Here is a 14,986-nt window from a genome sequence, read left to right on the forward strand (position 1 = left end):
CCCGTACCCCGCTACACTCGCATCGACCACGAGAGGAGCCGACGATGACTGGCGGCTTCATCCGTTATGCCCCGACGGCCGGGCCCTCCCGGTGGCTGCTCGTCGCCGGGCGCCGGTTCGTCGCCGCCGTCGAGAGCACCGTCTCCGACGAGATCGTCGACGCCGTGTACTGGCTCGCCGACTCGGACCTCGCGACGATCGAGTCCGTGGTGGGCGCGTTCCCGCTCGCAGGGCCCGACAGCGTGCGGTCGTTCGCCGTCGCCGAGCTCGCGGAACCGAACGCCGCGGGCGAGGTCACAGTGACGGCCGTGGTCCGGGGCTCCGCGGCGATCGACGTGTTCTCCGTCGGGGGAGCGCGCCGGTTCTCCGCCGGCGGCGTCCAGCCCTGGGTGCTGGCCGAGTTCCGCACCGTGACGGGCCTCGTGCTGCAGGGCGACGACGCCGCGACCGGGCCGGTCGCGCGACTGGCCATCGGCTCCCTGCCGCTCGGCATCGGCGTCGCCGACGGCGAACTCCTCACCTGGACGCTGACCCCCATCGAGCGCGCCGGGCGGAGCGTTGCGCCCGCCCAGCAGGGCGCGACGGCCGCGCAGGCGGGCGACGGCTCCGAGGACGCTTCCGCCGGACCGGCGGCCGAAGAGACGATCATCCGGGACCGCAACCGGAGCTCGAGCCTGTTCGGCCGGGGTGCGGGCGACCTGGCCGGCGCTCCGGCGAACGACCCGGAGGTGGTCCCGCCCGCCGTGCATCCGGCCGCCCACGAACTGCCGGGCGCGGTCGACATCGTGGAGCCGACCGCGGTCCCGGCGCCGGGACCCGCGAGTGCCGCGCCGCGCATCCCGCCGCCGCCCGCTGGGCCGCTGCCCGCTGGGCCGCTGCCCGCTGGGCCGCTGCCCGCTGGGCCGTCGGAGCGCGACACGCCGTCCGCTCCGCTCGCCGTCGTCCCCACCGGTGAGCTGCCCGTCACCGAGCCGGTCGTCGCTCCTCCGCCCCGGGCGTCCTTCGCGGTACGCCTTCCGTCGGGGGACACCGTCGCCCTCGACACTCCGCTCCTGGTGGGACGGCGTCCCACCCTGCAACGCGTCGAATCCGGCGTGACGCCGCGGCTGGCGACGGTCGTCTCGCCCACGCAGGAGGTGTCGTCGACCCACGCCCGCATCGAGCAGTCGGGGGACGCCGTCGTGGTCACCGACCTCCGTTCGACGAACGGCACCGTCGTGACCGGTCCCGGAGGCGCCCGCCGGCTGCGTCCGGGGGAGTCGGTGGTCGTGCTCGCAGGAGCGAGGGTCGAGATCGGCGACGGTAATATCATCGAGATCACCGCCCGACGAGACGAAGGACGCGAGTGACCCAGATCGGTCGCAGCAGCAGACGCCACACGGTGGCCGTCCCCGGCGATCCCGACGCGCGGATCAGTCTCTCGTGGGCGGCGCTGAGCGACACGGGCTACCGGCGCAGCGTCAACGAGGACAGCCTCCTCGCGCGGTCGCCGATCTTCGCCGTCGCCGACGGGATGGGCGGTCACACCGCGGGCGACTTCGCCAGCACGGCGGTGGTCACCCGCCTCGCGGAGAAGGTGAAGGCCGACTTCGTCGGGGAGGTGTCGCTCACCGAGGCCCTGCGCGCGGCGGTGGACGACATGAGCCGCGGCGTCGGGCACACCGATCTCGGCACCGGGACGACGGTGACCGGGATCGCCCTGACCCTGGTCGACGGCTCGCCCTACTGGCTGGTGTTCAACATCGGCGACTCCCGGGTCTACAGCTACCGCGACGGCACGCTGGAGCAGCTGACGGTCGACCACTCGATCGTGCAGGAGCTGCTCGACGCGGGCGCCATCACCCCGGCCGAGGCCGAGGTCCATCCGCACAGCAACGTGATCACCCGGGCCGTCGGCTTCAACGAGGACCCGGTCCCGGACTACTTCCTGCTGCCGATCGTCGCCGGCTCCCGGCTGCTGGTCTGTTCGGACGGCCTGACGAAGGAGCTCACCGAGCACGGCATCCGCTACTTCCTCGGCGAAGGCTCGTCCCCGCTCGACGCGGCGCAGCAGCTGATGGATGCGGCGCTCGGCAACGGCGGCCGCGACAACGTCACCGTGGTGGTGGTGGACGTGCTGGCGACCCCGGAGTCGGGAGCGCACCGGGACGGCGAATCCCGCAAACCCGCCCGCAGGCACTGAAATCTGTCCCCCGACTTGGGGGTAATCGAGTTGTCCCCAGTGCGGGTCCGGCCCGGCTGCGGCTCAGGAGCGGCTGCCTACAATTGTCAAACGCTTTGCAGCCGCGAACGCGTTTCGTCGACGAACCGGAGGAGCCATGGCCCGGCGTTTGCCGTCCCAGCCGCCGAACCTCCCCGGTTTCTCGTACGTGCGCGTGCTCGGGTCCGGCGGGTTCGCCGACGTGTTCCTCTACGAGCAGAACCTGCCACGCCGCCAGGTCGCGGTCAAGGTGATGCTGGCCGAGGTGGTCACCAGCCAGGTCAAGCAGATGTTCCAGGCCGAGGCCAACCTGATGGCCCAGCTGAGCACGCATCCCTCGATCCTCACGGTCTACCAGGCGAGCGTGTCGTCGGATGGGCGTCCGTACCTGGTCATGGAGCTGTGCTCCGCGGCGATCGGCCAGCGCTACCGGTCCGAGCCGCTGTCCGTGCCCGAGGTGCTCAGCATCGGGGTGCGGATCGCCAGCGCGGTCGAGACGGCCCACCGCGCGGGGGTGCTGCACCGCGACATCAAGCCCTCCAACATCCTGAGCACCGCCTACGGGCACCCGGTGCTCAGCGACTTCGGCATCGCGGCGACGCTCAGCGAGGCCGACGTCACCGAGGCGATCGGGCTCTCGATCCCGTGGTCGGCGCCCGAGGTGCTGCTGGATGAGACCAGCGGCACGATCGCCAGCGAGGTGTGGTCGCTCGGCGCGACGATGTACTCGCTGCTGGCCGGGCGCTCCCCGTTCGAGGTGCCGGGCAAGGAGAACACCTCCGCCGAGCTGATCCAGCGCATCACCAAGAGCCGTCCGCTGCCGATCGGCCGGGCCGACGTGCCGCCGCGGCTCGAGCAGGTGCTGCTGCGGTCGATGTCGCGCAAGCCGGGCCAGCGTCAGCGCAGCGCCCTCGAGTTCATCCGCGAGCTGCAGGCCGTGGAGGCCGAGCTCGAGCTGCCGCAGACGCCGATCGAGGTCGCCATGGACGACTGGGCGCTCGCCACGGCGGGCGACCCGGAGGACCGCACCCGCGTGAAAGGCGTCGTCGTCGTCGATCCCGGGGCGCGCCGCCGGCGTCGCCGTGCGGCGCCCGCGTCGGCGACGGTCACCCGGGCCGCCACGCGCACCGTGGTGCGGGAGAGCGCCGGCAGCGCGCAGACCCCCCAGCAGGCCCCGCCGTCGAAGGCCTCCCGCGCCCTCGTCGCGTCGCTGATCGCCTGCGCGGCGCTGGTCGTGGTGCTGGCCGTCACGGCCTCCATCGTCCTGGTGCGAGCTGGAGCGAGCGGCGACATCCCCACAGTGCGCGACCTCAGCGGCCGGGTCACCGGGAGCACGATCGTATTCAGCTGGAGCGACCCCGGGCTGCAGAACGGCGACACCTACCAGGTGACCGTGCAGGACCAGCCGCCGAGCAGTCAGCACGCCACCGAGTTCCGGGTGGATGCGAAGCCCGGCGAGACGGTGTGCGTGACGGTCACAGTGAACCGCGACGGCAAGACCGGCACGCCCAGCGGGCAGAAGTGCGTCGAGAGGACGGACGGGACGTGACCCCGCTCGCGCGCCTCGGGTCCTGGCTGGCCGCACACAAGTCCGTCGCGGCGACGGCTGTCAGCGGCACGGCCATCGCGGCGCTCGTGACCACGCTGGCGGTCGTCTCCGGGGGTACAGCGCGCAGCACCTCCACCTCGACGACGCGGCGGTGTGGGTGGCCAGCGACGCCAAGAAGTCGTTGGGACGCGCCAACACCGTGATCGACAAGCTCAACTCGGTGGTGCCGGGCACCGGCGAGGCGCTCGACGTCGTCCAGGACGGCACCGACGTGCTGCTGATCGACCGCGAGGCCAACACCGTCGCGGTCGTCGACCCCGCGAAGGCGGAGGCGGGCAAGTCGGTCGCCCTCCCTCCTCGGTCGCCGCAGGTGTCGCTCGCGGGCGGTCATGTGGCCTTGCTGTCGCAGGCGACCGGTCAGCTGTGGCTGACATCGGTCCCGCAGCTCGATCAGTTCAACTCGGGCTCGGCGGCCACGGTCGACCTGGGCGGCCGCGCCGTCTCGGCGATGGATCCCTCCGGCGTCCTCTTCGCCTACCAGCCGGGCACGCGGTCGCTGCTGCGCGTCGACCTCAACGCGGCCGAGCCGTCCACCACCACCACCCCCGTCGCGACGCGCGGCGACGGCGCGAACGTGTCGCTCACCGCAGTGGGAGGGCACTGGGCGCTGCTCGACCCGGACCAGCGCACGATCTGGGTGGACGGTCGCGCCGTCGACCTGAGCGCACTCCTGCCGCAGGGAGCCGACGTGGCGCTCCAGCAGCCGTCCGCCGACGGCGACGCGGTCTGGATCGCCACGGATACGGGTCTCGTGCGGGTGCCGCTCGACGGCGGACGGGCGACCCGTCCTGTCACGCAGGTCAGCGGCACGCCGGCCGCGCCAGTGACGGTGGCGGGCTGCACCTACGCGGCCTGGAGCGCCGGGACGGCCTGGCGCTCCTGCTCGAGCACCGGCGCGGGGGAGCGCTCGACGCTCGACCAGGTCCCGGCCGGCGCCACGCTCGCGTTCCGCGTGAACGGCGACCGGGCGGTGCTCAACGACGGGCGCTCCGGTGTCGCGTGGGCGGTGCAGAGCGGCAACGCGCGCATCGACAACTGGGACGAGCTCGTCTCCAAGAAGACCACGCAGGAGCTGGTCAACCAGACCAAGCAGGACACGGCGCCCCAGTACGAGAAGCAGGAGCAGCCTCCCGTCGCCGTCGCCGACAGCTTCGGGGCCCGCCCGGGCCGCGTCACGCCGCTGCCGGTGCTGCTCAACGACTACGACCCCAACGGCGACGTGCTGACGATCGACTCGTTCACCGCGGTGCCCGCCACGCAGGGAACGCTGCAGCTCACCAACGCCGACCAGCAGCTGCAGCTCTCCCTGCCGGACACCGCCACCGGCTCGATCGGCTTCGACTACACGATCTCCGACGGGCGCGGCGGCACGGCGAGCGCTCACGTCACCGTGACGGTCCGGACCGCAGCCGAGAACGCGCCGCCGGTGTGCGTGCGGAACGCCAAGGCGGTCGTCCAGGCCGGCGGACGCGTGACCTCTGCGGTGCTGGGCGACTGCTACGACCCCGACGGCGATTCGTTCTACCTGTCGGCGGCGTCCATCCCGGCCCCCGACACGGTCACGTTCACCCCGCAGGGCCAGGTGGCGTACTCGGACCACGGCGACGGCTCCGGCGTGAAGGATGTGGCGCTCACCCTCTCCGACGGCCGGGCCGAATCCGCCGGGCTGCTCGCCGTGACCGTCCGGCCTCCCGGGCAGGTTCCGATCATCGCCGACCCGTTCGCCGTCCTGGCGTACCAGGGCCAGGAGGTCACGGTGTCGCCGCTCGACCACGTGAGGGGAGGCAACGGGACGGTGCGGCTGAGCACGGTGCCCACCAAGGCCGACGCAACGATCACCCCCGACTACCAGGGCGGCACGTTCCGCTTCGAGTCGGACCAGGCGGGCACGCACAATATCGAGTACTCGGTGACCGACGGCATCGTCACGTCCACCGGCGTGGTGCGCGTCGAGGTGAAGGCGCCGCCAGGGGCGAAGACCGCGCCGATCGCGGTGCCGCACACCGCGTTCATCCGCGAGCAGTCGTCGCAGGACGTCGACGTGCTGTCGACCGACATCGACCCCTCGGGGGGCGTGCTGCTCGTGACCGGGGCGACAGAGCCGGAGGCGTCGACGGGGGTGCGCGTGCAGGTGCTGCAGCAGCGCACCCTGAGGGTGACGCTCAGCCGGCCGCTCGACGGACCGGTCGACTTCCACTACCGCCTCAGCAACGGCCTGGCGGACACGGTCGGAACGGTCACGGTCGTCCAGCTGCCCCCGCTGACGGTGCACCAGCCGCCGATCGCGGCACCCGACTCGGTGTCGGTGCGCGTGCGCGACGTGGTCGACATCCCCGTGCTGGCCAACGACGTGCAGCCCGACGGCGACACCCTGACCCTCGACCCGACGCTGGCGACACCGCTGCCGAGCGGAGCGGGCCTGCTCTTCGTCAGCGGCGACCACCTCCGCTACCTGGCGCCCTCGAAGCCCGGCAATTACACGGCGGCGTACAAGGTCTACGGAGCCGACGGCCAGTGGGCGACCGCCGAGGTGACCATCGCGGTGCGCGAGCGCGATGCCGCGAGCAACAATCCACCGGTGCCGAAGACCGTCACCGCACGCGTGCTCGCCGGGGACACCGTCCGCATCACCATCCCGCTCTCCGGCATCGACCCGGACGGCGACTCCGTGCAGTTCATCGGCCAGGAGACCAACCCGCAGAAGGGCGCCGTGATCGCCTCGGGGCCCGACTGGATGGACTTCCAGGCCGGCGACTACTCCGCCGGCACCGACACCTTCACCTACGCAGTGGTGGATGCGCTGGGCGCCCGAGCCACCGGAACCGTCCGCGTCGGCATCGCCGCCAGGGCGGAGGGCGCGCGCAACCCGATCGCGGTGGAGGACGACGTGACCGCCCGCCCGGGGCGCACCCTCACGGTCCAGGTCCTCGCCAACGACAGCGACCCCGACGGCAGCCCGCTGAGCGTCACGGCGGTCGCCTCGCTCGACGGCAAGGCGAAGGCGAAGGTGAGCGACGACCTCGTGACGGTCACGGCGCCCAAGACGCCGGGCGCCTACGGCTTCCTGTACACGATCCAGAACGAGCGCGGCGGCACCAGCCAGGCGTTCCTCCGGCTGACCGTCGACCCGAACGCGCCGCCCGCCCGGCCCGTCGTCTCGGACACCACACTCGGGCTCTCCGACATCCTGGGCAAGCAGCGGGTCGACGTCAACGTGCTCGCCAACGTGTTCTTCGCCGACGGCCCGGTCTCGACCCTCAAGCTCTCCCTCGTGCCCGGCTACAGCGCGGACGCCCAGGTCACCTCCTCGAAGCGGCTGCGGATCGGCATCGGGGCGAAGAGCCAGATCGTCCCGTTCCGGGTCGCCAACCCGGAGGACGAGTCCGTCGTCGCCTACGGCTTCGTCCACGTCCCCGGCTACGACGACGCCCTGCCGCAGCTCAAGCGCGGGGCCCCGAAGCTGACGGTGATGAGCGAGAAGACGCTCACCATCCACCTCAACGACTACATCGTCGCGGTCGGCGACCGGAAGGTGCGGCTCACCGACGCGGCCACTGTGCGGGCGACCCACGCGAACGGCGACGACCTCGTCGTCGGCAACGACACTCTCCAGTTCACGTCGTCCCCGCGGTACTTCGGCCCGGCGTCGATCTCGTTCCAGGTGACCGACGGCGCCAGCGCCACCGACCCCGCCGGGAACGTGGCGACGATCGTGCTGCCCATCGAGGTGACGCCCCGGCAGAACCAGCCGCCGGTGTTCACCGGCGCGCTCATCGACTTCGAGCCGGGCCAGACCAAGACGATCGACCTCACCAAGATCACCAGCTACCCCTACGCCAAAGACCAGGACGAGCTGGTGTACTCCATCCAGAACCCGCGGCCCGACGGGGTGAGCGCCTCGCTCGACGGGCAGAAGCTGACGGTGACCGTCGCCACGGGAACGGAGAAGGGATCGACGCTCTCGCTGTCGATCGGCGTGAAGGATGCGGTGAACGCCGGTCAGGCGGGGCGCATCGACATCTCGGTCGTTCCGTCGACCCGGCCGCTGGCGAGCCCGCAACCCGACCGCGTGATCGCGCCGCGGGGGCAGACGACCACCGTCGACGTGCTGGCCAACGATGGCGCCACCAACCCGTTCCCGGGCAAGCCGCTGACCGTCGTCGCGGTCCGCGGGATCGGCAGCGGACTGCCGGACGGCCTGACCATCACCCCGAGCGCCGACAATTCGCAGCTCGAGGTGTCGGTCTCGTCGACCGCCGCCGCCGCCGACACCACGCTCCAGTACGAGGTCGCGGACGCCACCGGCGACCCGGACCGCTACACCTGGGGCACGGTCACCGTGTCGGTCCAGGACCGCCCTGCGCCTGTGTCGAACGTGCAGATCGGCACCATCGCCGACCGCAGCCTGACGCTCAGCTGGATCCCCGGCGCGTTCAACAACTCGCCGATCACCGGGTTCGAGGTCACGATGGCGAACGCCTCGACCGGGCAGGTGCTCTCCACGACCCCGTGCGCCACCACCACCTGCGCGATCACGACTCCCGGCAACGGCCCGGCGAACGCGGTCACGCTGAGCGTCCGCGCCCGTAACGCGCTCGGGCTCTCCGACCCGACCTCCTACGCCGAGCCGGTCTGGTCCGACGTCATCCCGAACGCGCCGGCGTCGCTCTCCTCGACTCCGCTCGACCAGGGTCTGCGCATCACCTGGACGAAGCCGGCCGACGCACCGGGCGCCAGCCCGATCACCTCCTATGTCGTGTCGGTCGGCGGCGTGACGAACGCGCTGCAGGTCTCCGGCTCCGATCCGGTCGGGACCTCCTACGCCCTCAACATCACCGACCCGGGCATCGCGAACGGCGCTGCCATCGGGTACACCGTGTCGTCGCGGAACGAGTTCTACCAGGGCCGCACCACGTGGAACCAGAGCCAGGGGAGCGGCGTCCCGGCCGGCGCGCCCACCACGACCGGCATCGCCCCGGTGGCGACCCCGGACACCAAGGACGGCACCAGCGCGACGCTCAGCTGGTCGAGCGTGTTCGGCGACAACGGCAAGGCGATCACCGACTACTACGTCGCCGTGTTCCAGGGCGGCAACCCGACCAGCTGCCAGGTGACGGGCGTCCAGTCCGGCCAGCCCACGCTGTCCGCCAGCGGCCTCCGCCGGGTGCAGGGCGGCAGCACCGTCTTCACCGGGCTGAGCCCCAACCAGAGCTACAACTTCATCGTCTATGCCTACAACGGCCAGGGCTGCACGCCGGCCGCCATCGTGAGCGCCACGCCGCGCCAGTCGCCCGGAGACGTGACCGGGATCGCGGTGGGGGCGCGGCAGCAGGACGGCACGACCGTCGACTTCCCGGTCACGGTCTCCTACAACGCCGGCGGCGGGTCGAACCCGCGGTTCGACTACCAGCTCGTCAGCGGAGGCGCGGTCGTCGACTCCGGCACGCTCGCGGGCACGAGCGGGGTGCTCACCGGCTCGGGCAACCACTACGGCGTGCCGCTCTCCGTGCGCATCACCCGCGTGTGCGAGGGATACCCGGACGGCTCCTCGCTGTGCACCGACCAGAACGCGACCCAAGACCTCGGCGTCGCCGTGAGCCTGGCCATCGACGGCCAGCGCTACGACCCCGCTAGCCACGTGTTCACCTGGACCGGCTGGCCGACCGGCGCGTACGACGCGGTCACGTACAGCTGCGACGGCACGACGCAGCTGCCGATGCCGCCCGCCGGGCAGACCGCGTCGTGCACAGCGCCGGCGAACGATCCGTCGCCAACGCTGGTGGTCAGGGTGGTCTCCGGCAGCGACACGTACTCCGCGGCCTACCCGGGATCGGAGATGCAATGAGCAGCGGACGCCATACTGGGGTGAGCCGCATCCCGCGGCACACCATCCCATCCCTGCGGCCCCTGCGGCCGCGCCCCGAACCGAAAGAGGCCGGAGCATGACGATGACCCCCGAGCAGGCCGGCTGGTTCTCCGGAGTGTTCGAGCGCCTCGTCGCGAACATCGACCGCGTGCTGCTCGGCAAGACGCACGTGATCCGACTGGCGCTCACCGCACTGTTCAGCGAGGGGCACCTGCTCCTCGAGGACTACCCGGGCACCGGCAAGACATCCCTCGCGCGTGCGATCGCCGAGAGCGTGCGCGGCACGACGAACCGCGTCCAGTTCACCCCCGACCTCCTGCCCGGCGACATCACCGGCGTGAACATCTACGACCAGCGCACCGGCGCCTTCGAGTTCCACCGGGGGCCGGTCTTCGCCAACATCGTCCTGGCCGACGAGATCAACCGCGCCAGCCCGAAGACCCAGTCCGCGCTGCTCGAAGTCATGGAGGAGCAGCAGGTCACCGTGGACGGCGTCCGCCACTCGGTCGGCGCACCCTTCATGGTCATCGCCACCCAGAACCCGATCGAGCAGGCGGGCACGTACCGCCTGCCGGAGGCGCAGCTCGACCGCTTCCTGATGAAGGCGTCCATCGGCTACCCCGACCACGAGGCGACCCTGCGCATCCTGGAGGGTTCGGAGCGGAAGGCGCACGAGGTCGTCGTCCCCGAGGTGATCTCCGCCGCGACCGTCGTCGAGATGGGCACCATGGCGCGCGGAGTCCACGTGGACCCGACGATCAACGACTACGTCTCCCGCCTGGTGGAGGCGAGCCGTACCGCCGACGAGATCCGTCTGGGCGTCAGCGTGCGCGGTGCGCTGGCGCTGCTGCGCGCCTCCAAGACGCTGGCCGCCGCGTCGGGCCGCTACTACGTGACCCCCGACGACGTGAAGGCACTCGCCGAGCCCGTCCTCGCCCACCGCCTTGTGCTCGACCCGGAGGCCGAGTTCGAGGGCGTCAGCGCGTCCAGCCTCATCGGCCAGCTCCTCATCGAGACCCCGCCGCCGAGCGATCGGGCCGCCGTGTGACCACCGTCACCCGTTCGCAGACCGAGCTGACCAACGCGCGCGCCCGGATCGTCGGCGAGCGTGAGGGGTTCCTCGCCGACGCGATCGTGTGGGTCGTTCGCAACTCCGCCGCCGCCGGCCGCGCGATCGGCGCGGTGGCGCGCCGGGTCGGCGCGGTGGTCACGGCACTGGGCTGGTCCATGCTCCTCCTCGCGGTGCTCGCCCTCACCGCGGGCTACGTGTGGGGATGGGTGGAGGCCGTCGTCGCCGGCTGGACGGCGCTCGTGCTGCTCGTCGTCGCCTCGGGCTACCTGATCGGACGTACGGCCTACGAGGTCGGGCTGTCGCTCCCCGCCAACCGGGTGGTCGTCGGCGACCGTGCGCCCGGCGAGGTGGCCGTGCGCAATCCGTTGCGGCGGAGGCTGCCGGGCGTCCGGGTGGAGGTGCCGGTCGGCCACGGCCTGGCGGAGTTCGCAGCGCCGTCGCTCGCGCCGTCCGAGGAGCACTCGGACGTCTTCGTCGTCCCGACCACGCGCCGGGGGATCGTGCCGATCGGACCGGTGCGCACCGTTCGCGCCGACCCGATCGGGCTGCTGCGGCGCGAGGTCGTCTGGGCGGACTCGCTCGACCTGTTCGTGCATCCCCGAACGATCGCCATCCCGAGCATGAGCACCGGGTTCGTCCGCGACCTGGAGGGCTCGCCGACGCGCGACCTGACCTCGAGCGACATCGCCTTCCACGCACTGCGGGAGTACGTCCCCGGCGACGAGCGCCGCTACATCCACTGGAAGTCGACGGCGAAGACCGGCAGCTACATGGTGCGACAGTTCGAGGAGACTCGGCGCAGCCACCTGCTCGTGGCGCTGAGCCTCTCGGCGGCCGACTACGCCACCGACGACGAGTTCGAGCTCGCCGTGAGCGTCACCGGCTCCCTCGGCGTACGGGCCATGCTCGACTCGCGCACGGTGTCGGTGGTGGCCAGCGCCGAGACGCCCGAATTCGCCAAGCGGATGGTGTTCAGCGCCCGCAGGCTGAGCACCGTCAATCGCGGCCGCCTGCTCGACGACCTCGCCGGGGTGGAGACGGCGGAATCCGCCCTGCGTCTCGCGGAGCTCGCCCAGGTGGCGTCCGACGACTCCGCCGGCATCTCCATCGCGTTCCTCGTCTGCGGGTCCACCCCGACGGCGGCGCAGCTGCGCGGTGCCGCCGCGCACTTCCCGCTGGGCGTGGACGTCGTGGCGATCGTGTGCGACGAGGGCGCCGTGCCGTCGCTGCGCCGGGTCGCCGACCTCAGCGTCCTCACCATCGGCTACCTGGAGGATCTCCAGCGCAGCCTCGCGAAACGACTGGCCACCTGATGCCCGCCCGTCGTTCCCCACGCGCGCTCGTCGACGTCGTGTTCGCCCTCGGGGCGGTCGCGCTCGGCGCCTGGTCGTTCTGGCCGGTGTACCAGTCGAGCGCTTTCGTGATCATGCTGGTCGCAACACTCCTGCTCGGCACGGCGATCGGCGTCGTCGGATGGGCGTGGCGGCTTCCCAGCATCGCGATCGCGGGCCTGATCGTCCTCGTCTACCTCGGCACCGGCGTTCAGCTGGCCGTGCCGTCGGAGGCGTCGGCCGGCGGTCTGCTCCCCACCCTCCCCGGTTTCGTGGACCTGGTGCAGGGCACCTGGCTGAGCTGGAAGCAGCTGGTGACCATCAGCGTCCCGGTCGGCTCCTACCAGGCGTTGCTCGTCCCGGCCTTCCTCCTCACACTGTTGGCGACCGTGGTGACGGTGTCGACGGCGCTCCGCTCGTCCCGCCCGGAGCTGGCGGCCCTGCCCCCGGTGCTGCTGCTCGTCGCGGGCATCCTGCTCGGCTCCTCGGTCGCGCCCGTCCCGTTGCTGCTGCTGTTCGCCCTGTTCGCCGTGCTGCTGGCGTGGCTCATCCGCTTCCGGCTGCTGCGGCGATCGGCGGCCGTCCGCTCGCTGCGCGAGCAGAGCGGGCAACTGGTCGAGTCGCGCCGCGAGCGGCGCTCGACCGCGCTGCTGACCACCACCGGCGCGACGGTCATGCTCGTGGCGGCGTCCGCGGGAGGCATCGCCGCTGCGGCGCTGCTGCCTCCGCCGGGGGACCGCGAGGTCGTCCGGACCGCCGTCGAGCAGCCGTTCGACCCGAGGCACTATCCCAGCCCGCTGAGCGGCTTCCGGTCGTACCTGGAGCCCGCGGAGGCGGAGAAGACGATGCTCACGGTGGCCGGCCTCCCCGCAGACCGGCGCCTGCGCATCGCGACCCTGGACACCTACGACGGCGTCACCTACTCGGTGGGGAGCGGCGACGTCACCAGCGCATCCGGCTCGTTCGCCCGCGTCCCGTACCGGCTCGACCAGGGCGCGACGAAAGGGAAGCGCACCACGACGACCGTGGTGGTCGGCGCCTACCGCGGACCCTGGCTGCCCGGCAGCGGTCAGCTCGAGCAGGTGGAGTTCCGGGGCGCCGATCCCGGGCGACTCGCGGACTCGTTCTTCTACAACGACGTGACCGGCACGGGCGCCGTCACCGCTCCGCTCCGCACCGGCGACATCTACACGGAGCAGTCCGTGGTGAAGCCGATCCTCACCGCCGGCCAGCTCGAGAAGGTGCAGCCGGGGACCGACTCCGTCCCCCGCCCCTCGGTGATCCCCGACGAGCTGCAGTCGGTGCTGCAGAAGTACACCGCGGGAGTGTCGGGCGCCGGCCCGAAACTGGCCGCCGCCCTGCGCGGGCTGGCGCAAGACGGCTACATCAGTCACGGCATCGGCCCCAAGGAGCCGGCCAGCCGGTCCGGTCACGGCGCCGACCGGATCACCGAGCTGCTGACCGACGTTCCCATGCTGGGCGATCAGGAGCAGTACGCGGTCACCGCTGCGCTGATGGCCCGGCAGCTCGGCTTCCCCGCCCGGGTGGTGATGGGCTTCGTCGCTCCGAAGGACGTGACCTCTCCGATGGTCGCCTTGACCGGGTCGGACATCTCGGCCTGGATCGAGGTGCAGACGACCGCGGGCTGGGTGACCGTGGACCCCACTCCGCCGCTCCGGCCGGTGCCTCCGAAGCAGCCGCAGCAGCCCACGCAGATCTCGCGGCCGCAGACGAACGTGCAGCCGCCGGTGGACGACAACCCGCAGCGCAACGACGAGCCGCCGCAGGCCCAGGTCGACCCGTCGAACCAGCCCAAGCCCAACCCGGTGCTCGAGACCCTGCTCGCGGTGCTCGTGGTGGCGGGATGGACGCTGCTGGTGCTCGCGCTCGTCGCCTCCCCGTTCCTGGCCGTGCTCGCGGCGAAGTGGCGGCGGCGCGTCCTGCGGCGGTCCGCGCCGACGGCCCGCGAGCGCATCGTCGGCGGCTGGCGGGAGTTCGCCGATGCCGCCGTCGATCACGGCTACGACCCGCCGCCCGCGGCCACCCGGGTGGAGTTCGCGGGAACCATCGGAGGATCGCGGGCAGCGGCCCTGGCGAAGGTGGCCGACCGGGCCACCTTCAGCGGCGTCGCTCCGACGCCCGCGGAGGCCGAATCGGTCTGGAAGGCGGTCGACGACCTGCGCGGCCAGCTCGCGAAGCGCGACACGCGCTGGAAGCGGCTGCTCGCGGCGGTCTCGCTGCGATCGCTCGGCTACCGTGGGAGACGAAGCGGGAAGGGACGGAACCGATGAACTGTCGCGTGTGCGGAGCGGAGCTGGCCGACGGCACGCTGTTCTGCCCGATGTGCGGCAGCTCGGTCACCTCGTCGCGGCTGCGGCCCCCGGAGATCGCCGACCAGCGCCCCTCCGACACGTCGATCATCTCCGACCGCCTCGCCGAGCGTCCGCCAGCGCCCGCGGTCGCCGGGCGTTTCCCGGACGAGCTCGAGCTCGACGAGGACGGCCTCCCGCCGACGCAGGCGATGACGATCATCCCCGTGGAGGAGGCCCCGCCGCTCCACCCGGTGGTGCACCGCTCCTACACGCTCAGCTTCTCGACCGGCGATGTCGTCGAGGTGTCCGGCGCCGGGCTGATCGGGCGTCGCCCGATCACGCAGCCGGGGGAGCACGTCGACCAGCTCGTGGTGCTGTCCGACCCGACGCGCAGCGTCTCCAAGACGCACCTGGAGTTCGGGCTCGAGGGCGACGAGCTGTGGATCTGCGACCGCTACTCCGGCAACGGGACGGTCGCGCATCCACTGGGCGGGGTCGCCCGGCAGTGCGAGGCGGGCCGCCGCTACCGCGTCACGCGCGGCACCCGCGTGGAGATCGGCGACCAGTGGTTCGACGTCTCCTGAGTGCGGGCGCCG

At 72.1% G+C, this 14,986-nt stretch carries 8 protein-coding genes; all 8 read left to right on the forward strand.

From position 1 onward, the window contains the following. Positions 1-44: 44 nt before the first annotated feature. The 8 genes from ACR9Y5_RS09330 to ACR9Y5_RS09365 all read left to right on the forward strand — a co-directional run bounded on the left by ACR9Y5_RS09330 (position 45) and on the right by ACR9Y5_RS09365 (position 14,974). Positions 45-1,349: an FHA domain-containing protein gene (locus ACR9Y5_RS09330; RefSeq protein ID WP_481297701.1), complete on the forward strand. Its 1,305-nt coding sequence runs from the start codon at positions 45-47 to the stop codon at positions 1,347-1,349. Continuing rightward, entirely contained in the window at positions 1,346-2,182 is an 837-nt protein-coding gene (locus tag ACR9Y5_RS09335) for a PP2C family protein-serine/threonine phosphatase (protein WP_481297702.1), read from the forward strand. The genes ACR9Y5_RS09330 and ACR9Y5_RS09335 overlap by 4 nt, the downstream gene beginning before the upstream one ends. A gap of 136 nt (positions 2,183-2,318) precedes the next feature. Beyond that, on the forward strand, positions 2,319-3,749 hold the full coding sequence (locus ACR9Y5_RS09340) for a serine/threonine-protein kinase (RefSeq protein WP_481297703.1): 1,431 nt from the start codon (positions 2,319-2,321) through the stop codon (positions 3,747-3,749). Positions 3,750-3,906: 157 nt separating this feature from the next. Beyond that, positions 3,907-9,654, forward strand: coding sequence for an Ig-like domain-containing protein (locus ACR9Y5_RS09345; protein ID WP_481297704.1), 5,748 nt, complete (start codon positions 3,907-3,909; stop codon positions 9,652-9,654). 97 nt (positions 9,655-9,751) lie between these two features. Then, positions 9,752-10,723 (forward strand): AAA family ATPase, encoded by a 972-nt coding sequence (locus tag ACR9Y5_RS09350; RefSeq protein ID WP_310129088.1) that lies wholly within the window; start codon positions 9,752-9,754, stop codon positions 10,721-10,723. Further along, positions 10,720-12,060: a DUF58 domain-containing protein gene (locus ACR9Y5_RS09355; protein WP_481297705.1), complete on the forward strand. Its 1,341-nt coding sequence runs from the start codon at positions 10,720-10,722 to the stop codon at positions 12,058-12,060. Before ACR9Y5_RS09350 ends, ACR9Y5_RS09355 begins: the two co-directional genes overlap by 4 nt. Next, positions 12,060-14,369: a transglutaminase-like domain-containing protein gene (locus tag ACR9Y5_RS09360; RefSeq protein WP_481297706.1), complete on the forward strand. Its 2,310-nt coding sequence runs from the start codon at positions 12,060-12,062 to the stop codon at positions 14,367-14,369. The genes ACR9Y5_RS09355 and ACR9Y5_RS09360 overlap by 1 nt, the downstream gene beginning before the upstream one ends. Continuing rightward, the gene (locus ACR9Y5_RS09365) at positions 14,366-14,974 is read left to right on the forward strand and encodes a zinc ribbon domain-containing protein (protein WP_481297707.1); all 609 of its coding nucleotides are present in this window, start codon (positions 14,366-14,368) and stop codon (positions 14,972-14,974) included. Before ACR9Y5_RS09360 ends, ACR9Y5_RS09365 begins: the two co-directional genes overlap by 4 nt. Positions 14,975-14,986 lie beyond the last annotated feature (12 nt).

The sequence above is a fragment of the Leifsonia sp. KNZ13-11D genome, assembly GCF_056754895.1.

What these genes read in the sequence shown, in the direction of transcription:
- ACR9Y5_RS09330 (WP_481297701.1), top strand. Translation starts at nt 45, where the DNA reads ATGACTGGCGGCTTCATCCGTTATGCCCCGACGGCCGGGCCCTCCCGG.
- ACR9Y5_RS09340 (WP_481297703.1), top strand. Translation starts at nt 2,319, where the DNA reads ATGGCCCGGCGTTTGCCGTCCCAGCCGCCGAACCTCCCCGGTTTCTCG.
- ACR9Y5_RS09350 (WP_310129088.1), top strand. Translation starts at nt 9,752, where the DNA reads ATGACGATGACCCCCGAGCAGGCCGGCTGGTTCTCCGGAGTGTTCGAG.
- ACR9Y5_RS09360 (WP_481297706.1), top strand. Translation starts at nt 12,060, where the DNA reads ATGCCCGCCCGTCGTTCCCCACGCGCGCTCGTCGACGTCGTGTTCGCC.
- ACR9Y5_RS09365 (WP_481297707.1), top strand. Translation starts at nt 14,366, where the DNA reads ATGAACTGTCGCGTGTGCGGAGCGGAGCTGGCCGACGGCACGCTGTTC.